This is a genomic window from Pseudomonas sp. FEN, from assembly GCF_904067045.1.
Lineage (GTDB): Bacteria > Pseudomonadota > Gammaproteobacteria > Pseudomonadales > Pseudomonadaceae > Aquipseudomonas.
In genome coordinates, this window is the sequence record NZ_CAJFDC010000036.1 from 542,147 (window position 1) to 564,089 (window position 21,943).

Annotated in this window: 20 protein-coding genes; 11 read left to right on the forward strand and 9 right to left on the reverse strand. The window is 60.4% G+C overall.

Annotation, left to right across the window (positions count from 1 at the left end; translation table 11 throughout):
* Positions 1-4: 4 nt before the first annotated feature.
* From PFEN_RS26125 to PFEN_RS26135, 3 genes are all read right to left on the reverse strand, one after another.
* Positions 5-400 carry a DUF1090 family protein gene (locus PFEN_RS26125; RefSeq protein ID WP_191489490.1) on the reverse strand — a complete coding sequence of 132 codons (396 nt, stop codon included), beginning with the start codon at positions 398-400 and terminating at the stop codon, positions 5-7.
* Positions 401-587: 187 nt separating this feature from the next.
* A complete protein-coding gene (gene metK, locus PFEN_RS26130; RefSeq protein WP_191489491.1) occupies positions 588-1,778 on the reverse strand; it encodes a methionine adenosyltransferase in 1,191 nt (396 codons plus the stop codon).
* 18 nt (positions 1,779-1,796) lie between these two features.
* On the reverse strand, positions 1,797-2,792 hold the full coding sequence (locus PFEN_RS26135) for an ArsR/SmtB family transcription factor (RefSeq protein WP_191489492.1): 996 nt from the start codon (positions 2,790-2,792) through the stop codon (positions 1,797-1,799).
* Between the two features lie 273 nt (positions 2,793-3,065).
* Between PFEN_RS26135 and tkt the strand changes: the two genes are divergently transcribed.
* From tkt to fba, 6 genes are all read left to right on the forward strand, one after another.
* Positions 3,066-5,063, forward strand: a complete 1,998-nt coding sequence (tkt, locus tag PFEN_RS26140) for a transketolase (RefSeq protein ID WP_191489493.1) — start codon at positions 3,066-3,068, stop codon at positions 5,061-5,063.
* Positions 5,064-5,286: 223 nt separating this feature from the next.
* Positions 5,287-6,336, forward strand: a complete 1,050-nt coding sequence (gene epd / locus PFEN_RS26145) for an erythrose-4-phosphate dehydrogenase (RefSeq protein WP_191489494.1) — start codon at positions 5,287-5,289, stop codon at positions 6,334-6,336.
* Positions 6,337-6,353: 17 nt separating this feature from the next.
* A complete protein-coding gene (locus tag PFEN_RS26150; protein ID WP_191489495.1) occupies positions 6,354-7,517 on the forward strand; it encodes a phosphoglycerate kinase in 1,164 nt (387 codons plus the stop codon).
* Between the two features lie 32 nt (positions 7,518-7,549).
* Positions 7,550-7,768: a hypothetical protein gene (locus tag PFEN_RS26155; protein WP_191489496.1), complete on the forward strand. Its 219-nt coding sequence runs from the start codon at positions 7,550-7,552 to the stop codon at positions 7,766-7,768.
* Positions 7,769-7,827: 59 nt separating this feature from the next.
* Positions 7,828-8,172 (forward strand): MliC family protein, encoded by a 345-nt coding sequence (locus PFEN_RS26160; protein ID WP_191489497.1) that lies wholly within the window; start codon positions 7,828-7,830, stop codon positions 8,170-8,172.
* A gap of 221 nt (positions 8,173-8,393) precedes the next feature.
* Entirely contained in the window at positions 8,394-9,458 is a 1,065-nt protein-coding gene (gene fba / locus PFEN_RS26165) for a class II fructose-bisphosphate aldolase (RefSeq protein ID WP_191489498.1), read from the forward strand.
* A 737-nt stretch (positions 9,459-10,195) separates the two neighbouring features.
* On the opposite strand, the gene PFEN_RS26170 is transcribed toward fba, so the two are convergent.
* The 4 genes from PFEN_RS26170 to PFEN_RS26185 form a co-directional block, all read right to left on the reverse strand.
* A complete protein-coding gene (locus PFEN_RS26170; protein ID WP_191489499.1) occupies positions 10,196-10,654 on the reverse strand; it encodes an REP-associated tyrosine transposase in 459 nt (152 codons plus the stop codon).
* A 718-nt stretch (positions 10,655-11,372) separates the two neighbouring features.
* Positions 11,373-11,570: a hypothetical protein gene (locus PFEN_RS31680; protein ID WP_412071483.1), complete on the reverse strand. Its 198-nt coding sequence runs from the start codon at positions 11,568-11,570 to the stop codon at positions 11,373-11,375.
* A gap of 677 nt (positions 11,571-12,247) precedes the next feature.
* Entirely contained in the window at positions 12,248-12,838 is a 591-nt protein-coding gene (locus PFEN_RS26180; RefSeq protein ID WP_191489500.1) for an RICIN domain-containing protein, read from the reverse strand.
* A 449-nt stretch (positions 12,839-13,287) separates the two neighbouring features.
* Positions 13,288-13,959: a polysaccharide lyase family 7 protein gene (locus PFEN_RS26185; protein WP_191489501.1), complete on the reverse strand. Its 672-nt coding sequence runs from the start codon at positions 13,957-13,959 to the stop codon at positions 13,288-13,290.
* 307 nt (positions 13,960-14,266) lie between these two features.
* Between PFEN_RS26185 and PFEN_RS26190 the strand changes: the two genes are divergently transcribed.
* The 4 genes from PFEN_RS26190 to PFEN_RS26205 all read left to right on the forward strand — a co-directional run bounded on the left by PFEN_RS26190 (position 14,267) and on the right by PFEN_RS26205 (position 17,776).
* Positions 14,267-14,506: a hypothetical protein gene (locus PFEN_RS26190; RefSeq protein WP_191489502.1), complete on the forward strand. Its 240-nt coding sequence runs from the start codon at positions 14,267-14,269 to the stop codon at positions 14,504-14,506.
* Positions 14,507-14,744: 238 nt separating this feature from the next.
* The gene (locus PFEN_RS26195) at positions 14,745-16,868 is read left to right on the forward strand and encodes a putative bifunctional diguanylate cyclase/phosphodiesterase (RefSeq protein WP_191489503.1); all 2,124 of its coding nucleotides are present in this window, start codon (positions 14,745-14,747) and stop codon (positions 16,866-16,868) included.
* 42 nt (positions 16,869-16,910) lie between these two features.
* A complete protein-coding gene (locus PFEN_RS26200) occupies positions 16,911-17,420 on the forward strand; it encodes a M48 family metallopeptidase (protein WP_191489504.1) in 510 nt (169 codons plus the stop codon).
* Between the two features lie 59 nt (positions 17,421-17,479).
* Positions 17,480-17,776: a winged helix-turn-helix domain-containing protein gene (locus tag PFEN_RS26205; RefSeq protein WP_191489505.1), complete on the forward strand. Its 297-nt coding sequence runs from the start codon at positions 17,480-17,482 to the stop codon at positions 17,774-17,776.
* Between the two features lie 173 nt (positions 17,777-17,949).
* Here the strand turns inward: PFEN_RS26205 and PFEN_RS26210 are convergent, their stop codons facing one another.
* The gene (locus tag PFEN_RS26210; RefSeq protein WP_191489506.1) at positions 17,950-18,402 is read right to left on the reverse strand and encodes a GNAT family N-acetyltransferase; all 453 of its coding nucleotides are present in this window, start codon (positions 18,400-18,402) and stop codon (positions 17,950-17,952) included.
* 324 nt (positions 18,403-18,726) lie between these two features.
* On the opposite strand from PFEN_RS26210, the gene PFEN_RS26215 reads away from it, so the two are divergent.
* Positions 18,727-19,464, forward strand: coding sequence for a substrate-binding periplasmic protein (locus tag PFEN_RS26215; protein WP_191489507.1), 738 nt, complete (start codon positions 18,727-18,729; stop codon positions 19,462-19,464).
* A gap of 28 nt (positions 19,465-19,492) precedes the next feature.
* On the opposite strand, the gene yccS is transcribed toward PFEN_RS26215, so the two are convergent.
* Positions 19,493-21,676, reverse strand: coding sequence for a YccS family putative transporter (gene yccS, locus PFEN_RS26220; RefSeq protein WP_191489508.1), 2,184 nt, complete (start codon positions 21,674-21,676; stop codon positions 19,493-19,495).
* Positions 21,677-21,943: the final 267 nt, after the last annotated feature.

The window sequence follows — 21,943 nt, forward strand, 5'->3', positions numbered from 1 at the left end:
CGACTTACTTGAGCAGGCCACCCAGTGCCTTCATGCCAGTATCCATGGCCTGGGCCTTGGCGTCCTGGGTGGCGGCGGGCGCAGCGGCAGCCGGTTGCGCGGCAGCCGCCTGGCCGTTGAGCTTGGTGCAGCCCTTGGAGGCTTGGTCCATGGCCATTTGCAGGCCGCTGACCTTCAGGTCGTCGCCCTTGGCCTTGGCGGCATCGATCTTGGCCTGCAGATCCTGGATCTGCTTGTTGCAGGGGCTCGAACCCGCGGTGGTGGTGGCCGCGGGTGTAGCGGCGGTGCCGCCCAACTGCGAGGTCAGGCCACCGGCCAGGGCGCTCAGGTCAGCCGCCTGCGCGGACAGGGAGAACAGGCCGAGCAGGATGGCGGCAGGGGCGAGTGTGGAGAGACGCATGACAAACCTCAATGTTCGATTGGCGGCGCGAAAGGGAGTCTCGAACGGCGCCGGGCAATATCCAAGTGGGAAAAGGGTTCGAGAGGGGGCGCGATTCTAGGGAGGCGTGTCCCGGCGCGCAAGTTTCGACAGACATGAAAAAGCCCTCCATGGCCGGCCATGGAGGGCTTTTGTGACGCAGGCTACATTACAGGCCGGCAGCCGCTCGCAGCGCGTCTACGCGGTCGGTCTTTTCCCAGGTGAAGGTGGTGAAGGTATCGTCGCCGACGGTCTTCAGCGCCGGGGTGCGGCCGAAGTGGCCGTAGGCCGCGGTCTCCTGGTACATCGGGTGCAGCAGGTCGAGCATGGTGGTGATGGCGTATGGACGCAGGTCGAAGATCTCGCGGACCAGCTTGATGATCTTCTCATCGCTGATCTTGCCGGTGCCGAAGGTGTTCAACGAGATCGAAGTCGGCTGAGCGACGCCGATGGCGTAGGAAACCTGGATTTCGCAACGATCGGCCAGGCCAGCGGCGACGATGTTCTTGGCCACGTAACGACCTGCGTAGGCGGCGGAACGGTCAACTTTCGATGGATCCTTGCCGGAGAACGCGCCACCGCCGTGACGGGCCATGCCGCCGTAGCTGTCGACGATGATCTTGCGACCGGTCAGGCCGCAGTCGCCCACCGGGCCACCGATGATGAAGTTGCCGGTCGGGTTGATGTGGAACTGAGTGTCCTTGGTCAGCAGATGGGCCGGCAGCGCGTGCTTGACGATCAGCTCCATCACGCCTTCGCGCAGGTCCTTGTAGGACACTTCAGGGTTGTGCTGGGTCGACAGTACGATCGCGTCGATTGCCACGACCTTGCCGTTTTCGTAACGGCAGGTCACTTGCGACTTGGCGTCCGGGCGCAGCCAAGGCAGCAGGCCGGATTTGCGGGCTTCGGCCTGGCGCTGGACCAACTGGTGGGAGAAGGCGATCGGGGCTGGCATCAGCTCCGCGGTTTCGTTGCTGGCGTAGCCGAACATCAGGCCCTGGTCGCCGGCGCCCTGGTCTTCCGGCTTGCTGCGGTCAACGCCCTGGGCGATGTCCACCGACTGTTTGCCGATGATGTTCATCACGCCGCAGGTGGCGCCGTCAAAACCGACGTCGGAGCTGTTGTAGCCGATGTCGAGGATCACGTTACGGACGATGTCCTCGAGGTCGACCCAGGCCGAAGTGGTCACTTCGCCAGCGATGATCGCTACACCGGTCTTCACCAGGGTTTCGCACGCGACACGGGCGAACTTGTCTTCAGCAATGATGGCGTCCAGCACCGCATCGGAGATCTGGTCGGCGATTTTGTCCGGATGCCCTTCGGACACGGACTCGGAGGTGAAAACGGAATATTCGCTCATATCGATGGTTTTCCTGAGTTACCGATGGTGAGTGGTGCCAGCCGGCCGCTGAAAGTGGCGGACCTGGATCTGGAAACCATTACGTAAGCCTACATAGAGGCTGTCCTCGGGCACGAGCCCCGCAGCGATGGCCCAACGGGCCAGATCGTCCTGTTCGAACCCCAACCAGAGATCACCGCAGGCCTCCCTGGCCCAGCTCTGGTTGTGGCTACACAATTCTGTCACGAGCAAACTACCGCCAGGTTGCAGCAGACCGGCCATCTGCTTGAGGGCCTCGGCCGGTGCGGCGAAGTGGTGCAGCACCATGTTCAGTACCACGCAGTCGGCCTGCGGGTGGGGGGCTTGCAAGGCATCGGCCAAATGCAGGCTGACATTGTCCAGCGCTTCGCGCTCACACAGCTGGCGAGCCAGCTCGAGCATGGCCGGGCTGTTGTCCAGTGCCGTGACCTGCTGGAAGCGCCGCGCCAGTTCCGGCAGAAAGGCACCGTCGCCGGGGCCGACTTCCAGGGCCGTGGCCTGGGGACCGAAGCTTAGCTTGTCGAGCAGCGCCAGGACGCTTTCGCGGTACTGCGGCAGGCCGGCGATCAAATCTTGCTGGGCGCGGAATTTCTCCGCTACCCGTGAGAAAAAGTCCTGGCTGGCGGCGGCACGCTGACCGTGTACCAGGCCGATGCGGGCTTGTACGTCGTTCGGCAGGTCGAGCTCGTCGACTTCTTCAAGCAGCGCCGCGTGCAGCTTGCCGCCCAGGCGCCCGGTGTGGGGCAGGGCGCGGCGGTAGAAGATCGCATTGCCTTCGCGACGGGTGGCCACCAGCTCGGCCTGGGCCAGCACTTTCAGGTGGTGGCTCATGCCGGATTGGCCGATGCCGAAGATCTGCGCCAGTTCCAGCACGCCGAACGAATCGTTGGCCAGGGCCCGCAAGACGTTCAGGCGCAACGGGTCGCCGCCGGCCTTGCACAGGGCGGACAGGTCGTCGCTGTCGTCATGACGGATGGCGGGCACGCGTAAGTTCATAAGGCCAGCAGTCTAGTGACCCCTCGGTCGCCTAGCAAGATCAATATCAAAAAGTTTTGATATTGAGCGATAGGTGGCGCTTTCGAGGCTGCGCTGGTCTATACAGATTCGACGGCGGAAAGGTTTCACCCGGGGAATGCGCGACTATCCGCGGGAAAAACGCCTCATGGTGACTATCTGTCATTGCCCCTTGGCGGTCGCTGAGGGAAAATGCTCGCCTTTTTTCCGTTTCGTTTTATTTACTCTCGATTCAACATTCCCAGGAGATCAGCGATGCCCAGCCGTCGTGAGCGTGCCAACGCCATTCGTGCCCTCAGCATGGATGCCGTGCAAAAAGCCAACAGCGGCCATCCCGGTGCCCCCATGGGTATGGCGGATATTGCCGAAGTACTGTGGCGTGACTACCTGAAGCACAACCCGAGCAACCCGTCGTTCGCCGACCGTGACCGCTTCGTCCTGTCCAATGGTCATGGCTCGATGCTGATCTATTCGTTGCTGCACCTGACCGGCTACGACCTGTCGATCGACGACCTGAAGAACTTCCGCCAACTGCACAGCCGTACCCCGGGTCACCCGGAATACGGTTACACCCCGGGCGTGGAAACCACCACCGGTCCGCTCGGCCAGGGCCTGGCCAACGCCGTGGGCTTCGCCCTGGCGGAAAAGGTCCTGGGCGCGCAGTTCAACCGTCCCGGGCACAACATCGTCGACCACCACACCTATGTGTTCCTCGGTGACGGCTGCATGATGGAAGGCATTTCCCACGAAGTCGCCTCCCTGGCCGGGACCCTGGACCTGGGCAAGCTGATCGCCTTCTACGATGACAACGGCATCTCCATCGACGGCGAAGTCGAAGGCTGGTTCACCGACGACACGCCCAAGCGTTTCGAATCCTACAACTGGCAGGTGATCCGCAACGTCGACGGTCACGATCCGGAAGAGATCAAGACCGCGATCGAGACCGCGCGCAAAAGCACGCAGCCGACCCTGATCTGCTGCAAGACCACCATCGGCTTCGGCTCGCCGAACAAGCAAGGCAAGGAAGATTGCCACGGCGCCCCGCTGGGTGACGCGGAAATCGCTCTGACCCGCGCGGCGCTGAAGTGGAATTACGGCCCGTTCGAAATCCCCGCCGACATCTATGCCGAGTGGGATGCCAAGGAAGCCGGGCGCGCGCTCGAAGCCGAGTGGGACCAGCGTTTCGCCGCCTACTCCGCGGCCTTCCCAGTCGAAGCCAATGAGCTGGTGCGTCGTCTGAGCGGTGAGCTGCCGGCCGACTTCGCCGAAAAAGCCTCGGCCTATATCGCCGAAGTCGCGGCCAAGGGCGAAACCATCGCCAGCCGCAAAGCCAGTCAGAACACCCTGAACGCCTTTGGCCCGCTGTTGCCGGAACTGTTCGGCGGCTCGGCCGACCTGGCCGGTTCCAACCTGACCCTGTGGAAGGGTTGCAAGGGTGTCAACGCCGAGGATGCCAGTGGTAACTACGTGCATTACGGCGTGCGCGAATTCGGCATGACCGCAATCATGAACGGCGTCACCCTGCACGGTGGCCTGGTGCCTTACGGCGCGACCTTCCTGATGTTCATGGAGTACGCCCGCAACGCCGTGCGCATGTCGGCACTGATGAAGCAGCGCGTGATCCATGTCTATACCCACGACTCCATCGGTCTGGGCGAAGACGGTCCGACCCACCAGCCGATCGAGCAACTGGCGAGCCTGCGTTGCACGCCGAACCTCGACACCTGGCGTCCAGCCGACGCGGTGGAATCCGCCGTGGCCTGGAAAAACGCCCTGGAGCGCAAGGACGGTCCTTCGGCGCTGATCTTCTCCCGGCAGAACCTGCAACATCAGCACCGCGATGCCGTACAGATCGAGAACATCAACCGCGGTGGCTACGTGCTCAAGGATTGCGCGGGCGAGCCCGAGCTGATCCTGATCGCTACCGGTTCGGAAGTCGGTCTGGCGGTGCAAGCCTTCGACAAGCTGACCGAACAGGGTCGCAAGGTCCGCGTGGTGTCGATGCCGTGCACCAGTGTTTTCGATGCCCAGGAGGCGAGCTACAAGCAGGCGGTACTGCCGCTGCAAGTGGGCGCGCGGATTGCCATCGAGGCCGCTCACGCCGACTACTGGTACAAGTACGTGGGCCTGGAAGGTCGTGTGATCGGCATGACCACCTACGGCGAATCGGCGCCCGCGCCGGCCTTGTTCGAAGAGTTTGGCTTCACCCTGGAGAACATCCTGGGTCAGGCTGAAGAGCTGCTGGAAGACTAAGTTCGAGAGTAGGATTGTCTGGTCTTGCCTCTTCGCGGGCAAGCTCCGCTCCCACAGGTTTGATGTCGCGCCAGAACTCCTTGGCCAGACACGGACACTGTGGGAGCGGAGCTTGCCCGCGAAGACGGCCTCGCAGACGCCACCTCACTCACAGGCAAGCCCAGCTCCACATAATCCATGCTTCTGCGTGGATGCTTGATACGCAAGCTTCGACGAGATCCCCATGCCCCAACCGCGTCCTTACAGAGTTGCACTCAACGGCTATGGCCGTATCGGTCGTTGTGTCCTGCGTGCGCTGTTCGAGCGAGGGGATCGGGCCGCTTTTGAAATCGTTGCCCTCAACGACCTGGCCGATATGGCCAGCCTTGAATACCTGACCCGTTTCGACTCCACCCATGGCCGCTTTCCCGGCGAAGTGCGGGTCGAGGACGGTTGTCTGCATATCAATGGCCACTGCGTGAAAGTCTTCCGCAGTGCCAGCCCCGAAGAAATCGATTGGGCCGCGCTGGACGTGGACCTGGTACTGGAATGCTCCGGTGCCTATCACACCCGCGAGGACGGCGAGCGCTTCCTCGCCGCCGGCGCGCCACGGGTGCTGTTCTCCCAGCCGATGGCCAGCGAGACGGATGTCGACGCCACCGTCGTCTTTGGCGTCAACCAGGACTGCCTGACCGGCGACGAGCGTCTGGTCTCCAACGCTTCCTGCACCACCAATTGCGGTGTGCCGCTGCTGCGCCTGCTGGACCAGGCCATCGGCCTGGAATACGTATCGATCACCACCATCCACTCGGCGATGAACGACCAGCCGGTGATCGATGCCTACCACGCCGAAGACCTGCGCCGTACACGTTCGGCCTTTCAGTCGGTGATCCCGGTGTCCACCGGTCTGGCGCGGGGCATCGAACGCCTGCTGCCGGAACTTGCCGGGCGAATCCAGGCCAAAGCCGTACGGGTGCCGACGGTCAACGTGTCCTGCCTCGACATTACGATGCAGACCGTCAGCGACACCGATGCCGTGGAGGTCAACCGGATCCTGCGCGAGGCCGCCACTCACGGTCCGCTCAAGGGCCTGCTGGCCTACACTGAGTTGCCCCATGCCAGCTGCGATTTCAACCATGACCCTCATTCGGCGATTGTCGATGCGAGTCAGACCCGTGTTTCCGGCCCAAGGCTGGTGAACGTGCTGGCCTGGTTCGACAATGAATGGGGTTTTGCCAACCGAATGCTGGATGTTGCAGAGCATTACCTGCACACCATTCACCACAAACCGTAAACCAGAGATTGCGACCCATGACCGTGTTGAAGATGACCGACCTCGATCTGCAAGGTAAGCGCGTACTGATCCGCGAAGACCTCAACGTTCCCGTCAAGGACGGTGTTGTCACCAGCGATGCGCGTATCCTGGCTTCGCTGCCGACCATCAAGCTGGCCCTGGAAAAAGGCGCGGCAGTCATGATCTGCTCGCACCTGGGCCGTCCGACCGAAGGCGAGTTCTCGGCCGAGAACAGCCTCAAACCGGTAGCCGACTACCTGAGCAAGGCCCTGGGCCGCGAAGTGCCGCTGGTGGCCGATTACCTGAACGGTGTCGAGGTCAAGGCCGGCGACGTCGTGCTGTTCGAAAACGTGCGCTTCAACAAGGGCGAGAAAAAGAACGCCGACGAATTGGCCAAGCAATACGCCGCCCTGTGCGACGTGTTCGTGATGGACGCCTTCGGTACCGCGCACCGTGCCGAGGGTTCGACCCATGGCGTGGCCAAGTTTGCCAAGGTCGCCGCCGCCGGCCCGCTGCTGGCCGCCGAACTGGAAGCCCTGGGCAAGGCCCTGGGCGCGCCGGCCCAGCCGATGGCCGCCATCGTTGCCGGCTCCAAGGTGTCGACCAAGCTCGACGTACTCAACAGCCTGAGCCAGATCTGCGATCAACTGATCGTCGGCGGTGGCATTGCCAACACCTTCCTGGCCGCTGCCGGTCATCCAGTGGGCAAGTCCCTCTATGAGCCGGACCTGCTGGACACTGCCCGTGCCATCGCGGCCAAGGTCAGCGTGCCGCTGCCGGTTGACGTAGTGGTGGCCAAGGAGTTCGCCGAGAGCGCCGTCGCCACCGTGAAACTGATCGCCGACGTCGCCGCTGACGACATGATCCTCGACATCGGCCCGCAGACCGCCGCGCACTTCGCCGAACTGCTGAAATCGTCGAAGACCATCCTGTGGAACGGTCCGGTCGGTGTGTTCGAATTCGACCAGTTCGGTAACGGCACTAAAGTCCTGGCTCAAGCTATCGCCGACAGCTCGGCGTTTTCCATTGCCGGTGGTGGCGACACCCTGGCGGCCATCGACAAGTATGGCGTTGCCAAGGATATCTCCTACATTTCCACCGGCGGTGGCGCCTTCCTCGAATTCGTCGAAGGCAAGGTACTGCCGGCCGTGGAAGTGCTGGAAAGCCGCGCCAAGGCCTGAGTCGGCATCGGCCTTTGACAGGGAGTGTTCAGATGGTCAAGCCGTTGTTAACGTTGCTGATCCTGGTGGGTTTGCTGGCCGGTTGTGCTGGCAAGCCCACGGCCGGGCCGGCGGCAGAGCGCGCCCCGAGGGGGTGCGACCAGGCCGACTGGCAGGCGGAAACCGCCCCGGTGATCAACAAGCGCCTGGGGCCGGACGGGTTGGAAAAATACGACACCTCGTCCGGGACCCGGGAACGGGGCTGTCCTTGACGGGTCAGATTCACTACAGGCAGTGCTGGCGGCCAGCGGTCGTCAGTCGAGGAACCGGCATGAAAGGCTTTATCGCCCTTGTTTCACTGGTAGCACTGGGTGGCTGCGCCGCCTTCAGTGCCACCTTCAATCAGGCGTCGGCCCCGGCGGACAACTGGACGCACTGGACCTGTGACAGCCAGGCCGAAGTGCTCTGGCGTTATGTCGACACTGCGCAGCAGGTGGTCGACGTACGCCTGGGTAACGCCGACCAGGTGTATCGCCTCAAGCCCGAGGCCGGTGCCGTCGACAGCGGTGTGTTGTACAGCGACAACGTCTTGGCGTTTCACAAAAAAGGTGAGGAAGGCCTGGTTTACTGGGTTGCCACCAATGATTTGATCGGCCGGGCCTGCAAGGCGCGTTAACGGCTGAGCGCGGTCCCCTGTAGGAGCGAGCTTGCTCGCGATGGACGTCAACGATAACGCGGGGTACCTGATACCCCGCAGTGCCTGAGCCACCATCGCGAGCAAGCTCACCCCTACATCCGCAGGCAGGGGTAGCCCCCGATCTGCAATGACTTGAATAGCAGCCGCCGCTCCGGCAGGCTTGCACGATTAACGACCCTCGACCGGGAGAGACACACATAATGGCACTTATCAGCATGCGCCAGATGTTGGACCACGCAGCCGAATTCGGCTACGGCGTTCCAGCCTTCAACGTCAACAACCTTGAGCAGATGCGCGCCATCATGGAAGCCGCTGACAAGACCGACTCCCCGGTGATCGTCCAGGCTTCGGCCGGTGCGCGCAAATACGCCGGCGCGCCGTTCCTGCGGCACCTGATCCTGGCCGCTATCGAAGAATTCCCGCATATCCCGGTGTGCATGCACCAGGACCACGGCACCAGTCCGGACGTCTGCCAGCGCTCCATCCAACTGGGTTTCAGCTCGGTGATGATGGACGGTTCCCTTGGCGAAGACGGCAAGACCCCGACCGACTACGAATACAACGTCCGGGTTACCCAACAGACCGTGGCCATGGCTCACGCTTGCGGCGTTTCGGTTGAGGGCGAGCTGGGTTGCCTGGGTTCGCTGGAAACCGGCATGGCCGGTGAAGAAGACGGCATCGGTGCTGAAGGCGTACTCGATCACAGCCAGATGCTGACCGACCCGGAAGAAGCCGCGGACTTCGTCAAGAAGACCCAGGTCGACGCCCTGGCCATCGCCATCGGCACCAGCCACGGCGCCTACAAATTCACCAAGCCGCCTACCGGCGACGTGCTGGCGATCGACCGGATCAAGGAAATCCACAAGCGCATCCCCAACACTCACCTGGTGATGCATGGTTCCTCGTCGGTGCCACAAGAGTGGTTGGCGATCATCAACCAGTACGGTGGCGACATCAAGGAAACCTACGGCGTACCGGTTGAGGAAATTGTCGAAGGTATCAAGCACGGCGTGCGCAAGGTCAATATCGACACCGACCTGCGCCTGGCGTCCACGGGTGCCATGCGTCGCCTGATGGCCACCAACCCGAGCGAGTTCGACCCGCGCAAGTTTTTCGGTGCCACCGTGACGGCCATGCGTGACGTGTGTATCGCCCGTTACGAGGCTTTCGGTACTGCCGGCAACGCTTCGAAGATCAAGCCGATCTCCCTGGAAGCGATGTTCCAGCGTTACTTGAAGGGTGAGTTGAACGCCAAGGTCAACTAAGACTGGCAGCGTTATGAAAAACCCGCAGCGATGCGGGTTTTTTGTGGGCGAGAGTCAAGGCGCAAGGAGTGTTCCTGACGCGGGCCGGCCCGCTCGCCATATGGGAAGATGCATTTCAATAGACACCACTGGAGTCCCAGATTAAGGGGTATCTCGGTCTTCCGGTTCGAACGCAGTTCTCATTGTGGCGAGCGGGCTTGCCCGCGTTCGGCTGCGCAGCAGCCGTAAAATCATAGTCCTGGGTATATCTGATACACCGTGATTGCAGGTTTTGGGGGCGCTTCGCACCCCAACGCGGGCAAGCCCGCTCGCCACAAGGTCCGGTTCGGCCTCACATGTTATTTGCTGACGGACATTAGCCCTTCTAGTTCTGTTTTGAGGCTTTACGTCGGCCGTATGACCGCAGAAGTGCATAGATGCATAGATGCATAGATGCATAGATGCATAGATGCATAGATGCATAGATGCATAGATGCATAGGTGAGGCGGTGCAGAAATGAAGCAGAGGTGTGGCGAGCGGGCTTGCCCGCGTTCGGCTGCGCAGCAGCCGTAAAATCAAAGTTCCGTTATGTCTGACACATGGTGCTTGCAGTTTTTTGGGGGCGCTTGGCCCCCCCCTGAGCGGCGGTGCGATGTTCCGACAAGCCCGCTCGCCACAGGACTGTGTCCGACCTCAGGCTTCCTTATGCTGAATGGCATTAGAAAAAGCCCACTCACCACCGGTCCAGGCTCTTGCTTCAAAGCCAAATGGCATCCCACAGCGGGTAGTCTCCAATCTGTTTGACCAGGCCCGCACGTAGAGGGTTGGCGACTATGTATCGAGCCGTGTTGCGCAAATCTTCGCCATCACGAATGGCTCTGTCGTGATAACCGCTTTGCCAGAAACGGCCACAACCATGAGTCGCCCGATTGATGGTCAGGGTACTGCGGGATTTGATGCTGCCAATAACCCGTGAGAGATGGCTATGGTGCAGTTGAAACAGCCAATGGAAGTGATCCGGCATGATCACCCAGGCCATGGACTCCACCCAGCCTTGCTCATGGGCTCTCCTCATTTCGGCGACGAGCAAACGCGCCAACTGCCAATTGGCAAATAGCGGTAATCGTTTATGCACCACTGCCGTGATCAAGTAGGCGCGACCGGGTTCGGAGTATCGACCGATACGCAGGCGATGTGAGTCGGGATGTCGAGGCAATCCGTTGCACTCTCTTTGCTGGAGGAGATGCTACTTACGCTAGCAGCACACACGACGGTGGAAGGGGTGGAAGGTTTACCGTGTATTACAGATCCCATTCGTTGTGCAGAGGTGCAGGAGTGCAGGAGTGCAGGAGTGCAGGAGTGCAGGAGTGCAGGAGTTGCAGAGGTGCAGGAGTGCAGGAGTGCAGGAGTTGCAGAGGTGCAGAGGTGCAGGAGTGCAGGAGTTGCAGAGGTGTGGCGAGCGGGCTTGCCCGCGTTCGGCTGCGCAGCAGCCGTAAAACCATAGTCCCAGGTATGTCTGATACACCGTGATCGCAGGTTTTGGGGGCGCTGCGCACCCCAGCGCGGGCAAGCCCGCTCGCCACAAGGTCCGGTTCGGCCTCACATTTTATTTGCTGACGGACATTAGCCCTTCTAGTTCTGTTTTGAGGCTTTACGTCGGCCGTATGACCGCAGAAGTGCAGAAGTGCAGAAGTGCATAGGTGAAGAGATGAAGAGGTGCAGAAGTGAAGTAGAGGTGTGGCGAGCGGGCTTGCCCGCGTTCGGCTGCGCAGCAGCCGTAAAACCATAGTCCCGGGTATGTCTGATACACCGTGATTACAGGTTCTGGGGGCGCTTCGCACCCCAGCGCGGGCAAGCCCGCTCGCCACAAGGTCCGGTTCGGCCTCACATTATTTGCTGACGGACATTAGCCCTTCTAGTTTTGTTTTGACGCTTTACGCCGACCGTATGGCTGCGCCTTCCAGCAGCGCATCCACCACCGCCCGGGCCATTGCCACCGAGCGGACCATGGAACCGGTCAGGCCGCGCTCGATGCCGCTGGCCTCGGTGATTTCATCGGAGATTTCTTCCGCGCCAATCAGTAACAGCGAAACATGCTGCAATGCTTCTTCGGCACTGATACCGGGGCGCACCGCAAACAGCGGGTGGTTTTCCCCATCGAGGCAACCGAAGCTGCTCAGGCCGGTGGAGGGCAGGCTTTCCAGCAGGGGGGCGCTTGCTGTCCCGCACCACTTGCAGCAAAGCCTCGCTGGTCTCCTTGAGGATTGTGGTGATGCGCTGGCGGGTGTAGTTGATGGGTGGATCGGGGACGAGCTTTTTCATGATTCGTGGCTTCCTGTGGATAACAAGAGGCTGCCGGTTCTCACTTCCACGCAAAAAGGTGGCAGCTGTACGCAGGTGTGGAAGACCGGGCCACAGAAAACCCCGGCGCACCCGAAGGTACCCCGCGCACAGCCGCCATGACACGAACGAACAGTCATATTCGTATTTGAGCGTCCGTGTACTTTTCTGTGCTTCGGACTTCCACATCCGGCTACTGATAGGCAGTGGTGAACGAAGACTAGACGCGAAGAATTCAAGGGCGCAAGCCGCTTAGGGGCAATTACGATTTTCTAGGAAATGCCCTGCGGATGACAGTGTAAAATTCTGACAGGTCGTCCCAGGTTATGCGTCGTCTTGGTACGAGTCTCAATAGCGGGGGCACTAACCGTCGTGAGGGGCCTCACATGCGTCTACACCCGATGAACAGGGGAAGGACAAACACCGCCCGCAGCCGGCGCATCTTATCCGGCGATGCCCCGGTTACCCGCTAATCGGCATTCTTCACTTTGAATAAAGTTTCACTCTGACTGTGGTCTTGCGTTGGGAGGTTATCTACTTTTATAAATCTAAATTTCTGGTTTGTCGTTCCTCCATAAGGGGAGTCGATGATCTTGGTACCGTCCACTGTGCTCGATCCCCTCACTTCCATCACGTTACCAGTATGCATATTTTCGATATAGAAATAATCGAAGTTTCCTATCCTTCCTGCGTCCTTCAAAAACCATTGGAAACTCTGCCTCCAATTACTGGCTGGAACGGGTCCAGCAACGACGTTGCCATTTACAGCCTCGAGCGCTCGGGCTTTCATTTTTTCGTTTGAAAATAGGCACGAAAAATCGACAGCGGAATAGCTAAGTTGCCACTTGGATTCGGGCTCTTCATTGCCGCCAAGCAGTCTGACGTCGTAGGAGTAGTCACTATTTTCTCTTGGAGACATATTAATAAGCTTTGGGGGGATTGAAGATAAGAGTGTATAGATTTTATAAATTCCGCGCTCGATTACTATAGCCGGGCCAGGGGCGCCCCGAGGTGTCTGTTCAGCGGGGCTATTCTCACCAGAAGTAGTTTTGCTTTTCATTGTAACAGCTCTCCTTTTGTATTGCGTAGCACGGGTATGCCGCGCAATGGATTGACACTGTTTCAGACGTGGCGCCGCGAGGGGACAAATACCAGGTGAAAACATAGAGTTGATGCTCAGTTGCTGAGCATGTTGGCGAGACTCCATAGACCGGTCTACTGTCAGAAATGACAGGTTTATAGACGGTTTTCGAATACTGAGTAGTACTTTAAAATATAAAGCTGTGTTTTAAATAGTCGGTGAAGTTTAGGGGGGCGCGAGCGGGCAAGCCCCAATGCCGCTCAACTAAGGAAATAGGATTATTGAAAACGCCACATAATCGGTAGGCGCGGCTGGTCGACGTTCGATTGTCCGCGAAGATTTTAGCAGTCTCAGGGCCCCCTTCGCGGGCAAGCTCCGCTCCCACAGGGTAAGTGTTCGGGCTCAATGAGCCGTATGACTGGCCGGTCTCAGCTCTTCACATGGTCAATATTCAGCTTGTAGAAGGTCACCATCCCGCCCTCGCTGGTATAGCCAGTGTTGTCCTGCACATAAACCCCCGCCTTGAAATACAGCGGTTTGTCGCGCCAGGTGGTGCTGATCTGGGTGTACCAGGAGGCATCGGCGGCGTGCACGCTCAGGTAGCCGCCACGACTCAGGTGGATTACGTAGGTGAAGGCCTTGTCCAATGGCACATTGTCGGCGATCTGAATCACCCGGCTTTCCTTGTCGTCGGGGTGGTTGCGGATCTTCACCACGATGATCCCGGTCTTGCGACTCTCCTTGTACTGGTACTCGACCTTGAGCATCGGCTGGGTGCTGTTGTACGCGTGGATCTGGCCGATGACGATCTTGCCCGATGAGGGCACCTGGTTTACCGCCAGGGTGGCGCGCAGGTAGTTGTTGGCCTCGCTGTACAACCAGTTGCGCAGCCGGCCATCGGACCAGGTTTCGCGTAACTCGCTGCGCGGGTAGATGGCGTTTTCAGTCTTGGACCCGGTGACCGGCGACCAGAAGAACAAAGTGCCAGTATCCGAGTGAAAGTATTGATCCTTGAAGCCCTGTACCAGTTTGGGGGTGTCGATTGTCGCCGGCGGGGTGCCGGTGGGAACGCTGAGGTTCCATGTTGTCAGGTCAATCATGTTGCTTCCTTCCCTGCAAACAGCTTGTACACGGGATGGCGACTCAGTCTGGGAATAACTCAGATAGACCGCTTTAGCTCGCGCTTCCAGCGTTCTTTATAACGGTTGAATGATCGTTTGTTAACAGCGATCCGTCGAACGGTTGACGTCAATCCGCCGACGGGTGCGGGTGTGCGTGGCGATTTTAGAATGATCGTGCCAGAATTTTATAGTAAAGCGATATAAACACCTGTTATTTATGACAGTTGTTTTTCGGCGGGTGAGTTAACACGATAAAGACCCGATAACTGATAAAAAGGGTCTCACTATGGACGAAGAGGGAGCTGGCAACGGGCCTGAATATCTGAAGTATTTCAAGCGCAAACAAAAAATCAACCTGCGTGGGAGGCTGCACGGCGCGCAAGTGGAGTCCGAACGCGGTGAATTGTGCGGTATCGACTGGACGCACCGAACGCTGACATATCATGGAGAGTTCGGTTTGTATAACACGGTGCGCTTCGATGAAATCTACGAAATTGAACCAATTGCACAATACAGGACCTCATAACGCTGACCGGTCGTATTGACGGTCGTCACCGTGGTACGACGCGGGCTCGCGGGCTGGAGGCGTTTTCCGAGCCGCGTCGCCGTAGTGGTCACCGACCGTTAGTCGGGAGATCGTGGCCGTGCCTGGATGATGGCCTATTGCTCACTACGCTATGCACAATCCCGGTCTAGAGTAGTCGTTAAGTTTATTCCGGTTTTCCTTTGATGGCCGGTGGAGTTCCCCGAACAAGAGAAGCAGCATGGATTGCGTGCAACAGACACCTGGTGATGGTAGTTCCGTCCTTCTGGTCGTTGATGATTACCCTGAAAATCTGATCAGCATGCGTGCTTTGCTGGAACGTCAGGATTGGCAGGTGGTGACTGCCGCCTCCGGTATTGAGGCGTTGACGTTGTTGCTGGAGCATGAAATCGACCTGGTGCTGCTGGATGTACAGATGCCTGGGATGGACGGTTTCGAAGTGGCCCGCCTGATGCGCGGCAGCCAGCGTACGCGCCTGACGCCGATTATTTTCCTCACCGCCAATGAACAGTCCCAGGACGCCGTGATCAAGGGCTATGCCAGTGGTGCGGTGGATTATCTGTTCAAACCCTTCAATCCCGACATCCTCAGGCCCAAGGTCCAGGCGTTGCTGGAACAGCAGCGCAACCGTCGGGCCTTGCAATCCCTGAGTCGCGATCTGGAAGCCGCCCGGGCGTTCAATGCCTCGGTGCTGGAGAATGCCGCCGAAGGCATTCTGGTGGTCAATGAAGACGGCACGATCCGTTTCGCCAATCCGGCGATTTCACGGTTGCTCAATGTATCTCTGGAGTCCTTGGCGGGTCGCCCGTTCCTGGATTTTCTGCAAACCCCGCATTTCCCCGAGTGGCAGGCCTCGCCGCTGTACGAGGAATACCGCAAGGGCGAAACCTATCGGCTGCATGATGCCTACTTGCGCACCAGCCAGGAGCAGATGCTACCGGTGGCCTTGTCCTGCGCGCCGTTGCCCGCGGACCAGAAGGCCATGGTGGTGACGGTGCTGGACATGTCGGTGGTGCGTCATCTGCACCAGCAACTGGAGTTCCAGGCGGTGACCGACCCGCTGACCGGCTTGCTCAATCGCCGAGGCTTCTACCAGACAGCGGAAAATACCTTGCGCCGCAGCGACAGCACGGAGCAGTCCCTGGTGCTGATGTACCTGGACCTCGATGGTTTCAAGCGGGTCAACGATTCTCTCGGCCATGAAGCCGGCGACCGGGTGCTGCGCTGGGTGTCGGAACAGTTGAAATCCTGTCTCAACCCCTTCGACATCCTGGCGCGCATGGGCGGCGACGAGTTCACCACCTTGCTCAACCTGGATCGCCCCGAGCAGGCGGCGAAAGTCGCTGAGCGGCTGATCGAGCGGGTGTCGATCCGCCAGCAGATCGACGGCATGGAAATGACGCTGGGGGTCAGTATCGGCATCGCCACCTATCCGGATTGCGGTGCCAACCTCGATGGCCTGCTGCGGGCGGCGGACATCGCCATGTACGAGGCCAAGCGCGCCGGCCGCCAGCAGTATCGCTACTACGATCACGAGATGAACGGCCGCGCCCGTTCGCGCCTGATGCTGGAGGAAAGCGTCCGCTCGGCGATCGAGGGCAAGGAATTCAAGATGGTCTATCAGCCGCAGGTGTCGCTGGCGGACGGCCGTTTGCGGGGGTTCGAGGCGCTGCTGCGCTGGCACCACCCGAGTGTCGGCGATGTGCCGCCGGGGTTGTTCCTGCCGTTGCTGGAAGAGGTGCGGTTGATCAGTCGGCTGGGCAGTTGGATCTATCGCCAGGCGGCGACCCAGCGGCATGCCTGGAACGGTGTGTTCGCCGATGACCTGGTGCTGAGCGTGAGCCTGAGCGCCACGCAGTTCAGCATGCCGAACCTGGCGGACGAGTTGCAGGAGGTGCTTGAACGTCATGACCTGCGCTCGCACCAGTTGGAAGTCGAAGTGACCGAGGCGGCGTTGATGCAGGACTACGAGGCTTCGCGCAAGCAACTGCGGCGGATCCGCGCCCAGGGTGTGCGCGTGGCCCTGGATGACTTCGGTTCGGGACATTGCTCGCTGAACCACCTGCGCGACCTTGAGTTGGACACGCTCAAGCTCGACCGGCAGTTGATCGCCAAGATCCTCGATTCACCTCGGGATGCGGCATTGGCGCGCAGTGTGATCGATCTGTGCCGGCAATTTGGTTTGCTGGTGATTGCCGAGGGAGTGGAAACCGTGGAGCAGTGGCAGTGGCTCAAGGCCAACGGTTGTCCGCTGGTCCAGGGGTTCCTGGTGGCCCGACCGCTGACAGCCAAGGACGCCACCAGCTTCGGCTCGGCGTTCGACTGGAGCGCGTTGTCGGCATGAATTCGCTACACTGGCCTTTTTTGGGTGTACGTAAGGCCTGTCATGACTGTGCTGAAATACCTTCAGGCTTATCCCTCGTCCTTGCAGGAACAGGTCCGTCAGATGATTGCCCGGGACTCTCTGGGCGACTACCTGCGCCAGCGTTACCCGGAGCGGCATGCGGTGCAGAGCGATAAGGCGCTGTACGGCTATGCGTTGGCGCTGAAGCAGGAACATTTACGCAATGCGCCGGCCATCGACAAGGTGCTCTTCGATAACCGCTTGGACCTGACCCATCGTGCCCTTGGCCTGCACACCGCGATCTCGCGGGTCCAGGGCGGCAAGCTCAAGGCCAAGAAAGAAATCCGCATCGCTTCGCTGTTCAAGGAAGCGGCGCCGCAGTTTCTGAAAATGATCGTGGTGCACGAACTGGCGCACCTCAAGGAAAGTGATCACAACAAGGCGTTCTACCAGCTGTGCGAATACATGCAGCCCGGTTATCAGCAGTTGGAGTTCGACCTGCGGGTGTACCTGACCTGGCGCGATCTTCAGGGCAAGTCTGGACAGCTGTAGGCGCCGGTTACGCGCTTGGATAGAGGCATCGGCGGAAGATCAACGATAAGGACTACCGGATGGACGTCAGCAAGACCAAGAGCAGTTTCTACCGCCGTCTGTATGTGGCCTGGCTGATTGATAGTGGGGTGGCCAGCAGCGTTCCGACCTTGACCGAAGTCACCGGCATGCCGCGTCGCACGGCACAGGATACGATCCTGGCCCTGGCGGACCTGGATATCGTTTGTGAGTTCGAGCAGGAAGACGGCGCTCGCAATCATGCCGGGCAGTACCGGATTCGCAGTTGGGGCGCCATTGATAAAAGCTGGATCGCTCGCCATGTGCAGCAGATCAAGGATGTGCTGGGTTATCCCTGAAGGCGCACGTGGGAGCAGGGCTCGTCCACGAAACTTTTGGCGATCTCCAGGCCGCCTTCGCGAGCAAGCTCTGCTCCCACAGGTTCCCTGGTGTACTTGATAGCTGAGCATTAGCCGGAGATTGTGGGGGCAGGGTTTGTTCGCGAAGAGGCCCTGGAGGGCGCCGGAAAATCTCAGGCTCTGCGCATACCGATGTGCGGGATATCATCTTCCAGATAGACCTCACCCACTACCGCAAACCCATGGCGCCCGTAATAAGCCTGCAAATGCGCCTGGGCCGACAGGTAGATCGGCACCTCGGGCCAGAGCTTTCCGGCGTGTCTCAAGGCCTGAACCATCAGCTCGTGCCCCAGTCCCTGGCCACGGGCTTCGGGGGCGATGACCACCCTCCCGATCACCACGTCGCCGCCCTGGGAAATCGGGTCGAGCAGACGTGCATAGGCCACCAGTCGATCATCTCGCCAGGCCATCAGATGGCAGGTGTCGCCCTCCAGATCGCGTCCGTCGACTTCCTGGTAGGGACATTTCTGCTCGACCACGAAGACTTCGGTTCGCAGTTGCAGGATGCTGTACAACTGCTCCCTGCTCAGGTCGTCATGCTGTTTGCAGAGCCAGTCGATTGTCATGCTCGCCTCTGGGTTCAATCACTTGATATCGATACTAGGCGGGTTGTCAGCGCTCGCCAACCCGGGATTTTTTTACCCTGCCGAGGCGGAGCTGGAAGGTTCCTTGCAGGGTGTTTCGAGCGGGCATTGCGGCTGGGTAGTGGCTACTCACAATCATTCATTTTGCTCGGTATTGTCCTCTTTGTGTAATCTGCTGGGCCATGCTTTTGCGATGGCTTGGATGAGCTAATGTTAGGACCAGGGATGAAGCCGGTTGTTTTCAGACGAGCTCCTCGGGCTTTGGCTAACTGTGCTGGGCTTATGTGCCCGCTAAGGATCTTTAGCATGCCGCGATTGCATCAAGCTTTTGTGTTGCTTGGATTGCTGCTGATTTCACAGGGCTCTGCCGCGGACAGGCTGCGTTTGGTGGCCGATGCCTGGCCGCCGTTTACCGATGCCACGCTGGTCAATGGCGGCTTGGCCACCGATATCGTCAGTACCGCGCTGGCGCGCGCCGGCTATGCCAGCGACTTCGAACAGGTACCCTGGGCCCGGGCGCTCAAGGGCCTCGGCGAAGGGCGCTATGACGTGCTGATCAATGCCTGGTACAGCGACGAGCGCACCCTGCTGGGGCAGTTCTCGGCGGAGTACCTGGTCAATCGCGTGCTGTTTCTCAAGCGCAAGGAGTCGGCCATCGAGTACGACAACCTGCGGCAGTTGCACGATCTGCCGATTGCGGTGGTGCGCGACTATGCCTACAGCGCCGAGTTTGACAGCGATGCGCAGTTGCAGAAGATCCCGGTGCATAACTTCGCCATGGCCGTGCGCATGCTGGCGGCGGACCGGGTGAAGCTGACCCTGGAAGACGAGTATGTGGCGCGCTACTACCTCAAGAGCGAGGCGCCACGGGTGCGCAATGCCGTGGAGTTTCTACCCAAGCCGCTGAGCGAGAACAGCCTGCATATCCTGGTCAGCCTGAAAAACCCGCAGCATGCGCAGATTGTCGCCGGGTTCGACCGCGAGATCGCGGCGATGAAGGCCGACGGCAGCTATGCGCGAATGCTCAAGCTGCACGGGATGTAAACTTTCAAGGTCTCGCCACGGTCGGGACTCAGTTTTCCTCCGGCTCCTTGATCAAGTGCGCCGCCAGGGTGCGTAACGGCCCCAACTGCCGGCAGATCAGTGCCAACTGGGTCTGCACCAACCTTTGGATCTCGTCGATCTCATCCGGCATCTGTTCCAACTCGCTGGCCAGGGCTTCTTCGGCATCGCTTTGAATGGTGATGGGCGTCTTGTTCGCCAGGCCCATGGCAATCTCTTCGATACTCGCCGCCAATTTAGCGCCGGCCCCCTCCAGCAGATGCTCGCGCACAGCCTCCGGCAACTGGTTGTCGCGGTGCGCGCCGAGCCCCGAAAGGTAGCTGAGCAAGGTGTGCGAGAGCACCAGGAAGCGGAAGCCGACGTCGGCTTCCTTACGGAAATGCCCAGGCTCCATCAGCATGTTTGCCAGGGTGGTCGATAGCGCCGCGTCGGCGTTGTGGGCGTTGCGTCGGGCCAGGCGGTAGGCGAGGTCGTCGCTCTTGCCCTGGGCGTACTGGCGCATGATCTGGCGCAGGTACAGGCTGTTGCAGCTCAGGGTGTTGGCCAGCACCTTGTTCAGGCGGCGGCCTTGCCAGTCCGGCAAGAACAGGAAGACCGCGAGGCCGGCGATCAGGGCGCCGAGCAGGGTGTCGAGCAGGCGCGGCAGGAACAGGCCGTAGCCATCGCCCACCTGATTGAAGCAGAACAGCACCGTCAAGGTCATGGCGGCGGTCGCCAGGGTGTAGCGGGTTGTGCGGTTGATAAAGAACACCACCCCGGCGGCAATGGTGAACAAGGCCTGGATCAAGGGGCTCGGGAACAGGTCGAAGAGTGCCCAGGCGGCAGTCAGGCCGATGGCCGTGCCGATGATCCGCTGGCCCAGTTTGCGCCGGGTGGCGCCGTAGCTCGGCTGGCAGACGAACAGGGTGGTGAGGATGATCCAGTAGCCCTGGGACGGATGCACCAGGTGCACCATGCCATAGCCGATGCTCAGGGCCAGCGGCAGGCGCAGGGCGTGGCGGAACAGCAGCGAGGTCGGTGTCAGTTGGGTACGCAGGCGCGTCCAGACGTCCTTGAGGTTGCGCGGCGAACGGTCCAGCAGGCTGCTGTCGGTGGCGTCGGCGAGGCTGTCGGGGTTGCTTGCGTCGCTCAGCAGGCGGTCGAGGGTACCCAGGTTGGCCGCCAGTGCCCGCAGCGAACGCAGCAGGCCGCGCCAGGCCGGGTTGCTCTGGATGCGCAGGTGCTCCAGGGAGGCGTGCAGGTCGCCCAGGGCTTCGGTGAAGCTGGCATCGTAGATGAACGGCTGGCGCAGCTGGATCGACGCGGCCAGGGCCTGGCAGGCCTTGCCTTGCTCACGCAGCAGGCGCTGGCAGCGGAACAGCACGTCGCTGTGAAAGAACGCCTCGGCCAGCGCATTGTAGGGATAGTGTGAGGAGCTGGCGCGCTCGTGGATGTCCTGGGCCAGGAAGTACAGCTTCAGGTAGCGGCTGACCTTCGATCCCGGTCGCCCATTGCCGACCCGGTGCAGAATGATTTCCTTGGCGGTGTTGAGCGCCGCCACCACCTTGCCGTTCTGCCGCGCCAGTTCCAGGCGCCGGGCTTCGACGTCCAGTTGGCGGATCGGTTCGAACAGCGAGGACTTGAGCTTGAGGTAGTAGCCCAGTTCGCGGAACAGCTTGGCCAGGCTCTGTTGCACCGGCTGGTTGGAGAACATCGCCTGCCAGAGCACCGAGAGCATGCCGTACCAGGCCGCGCCGGTCACCAGCAGCACCGGCTCGTGCCAGAGGTTGGCGACTTCGCCGCCACGCTGGTCGACGCCGATCATGGTGTAGACCGAGAGGATCAGAGTCGCCGAGGCAATGGCGCCATAGCGCTCGCCCAGGGCACCGAGCATGGTCAGGGCGAAGGCCGCCAGGGCCATGGCGCAGACGAACAGCCATGGGTAAGGGAATAGCAGTTCGACCGAGAACGCCGCGATGCTGAAGCACACCAGCGTCACCGCCAAGGCGTTGAGGCGGCCCTGCCAACTGTCGTCGGTCTCGGCCAGGGCGCTGGCGATGACCCCGAGGAACAGCGGGATCAGGAGCTTCATCTCGTTCTGCAACCAGCACAGGGTCATGATGCCGGTCAGGGCGATAAACACCCGAACGCTATAGCTGAATTTGTCCAGGGCCCAGAGGCGGCGCAGTGATTGGTTGAACGAGGTCGATGCCATGAAGGAGTGAGAGCCTGCCAAGCGGTTGATCAGAATGATGGGTAGACGGGCGGCATTGCAATGGCGCCACACAGGTCTACAGCAAAATTTGTTCCGTGATCGAGGATTGTCCCTGGATGTGGCCGGCAATCAACCTTGTGGGCGGGTAATTGTGTCTTGTATTGCCCATTCGGGCACCGTCGCTGGCAAGCCGGCTCCCACAATGTCCGTGTCGTGCGCACCATCTGCAATCGATGCTGAACCTGTGGGCGCCGGCTTGCCGGCGAT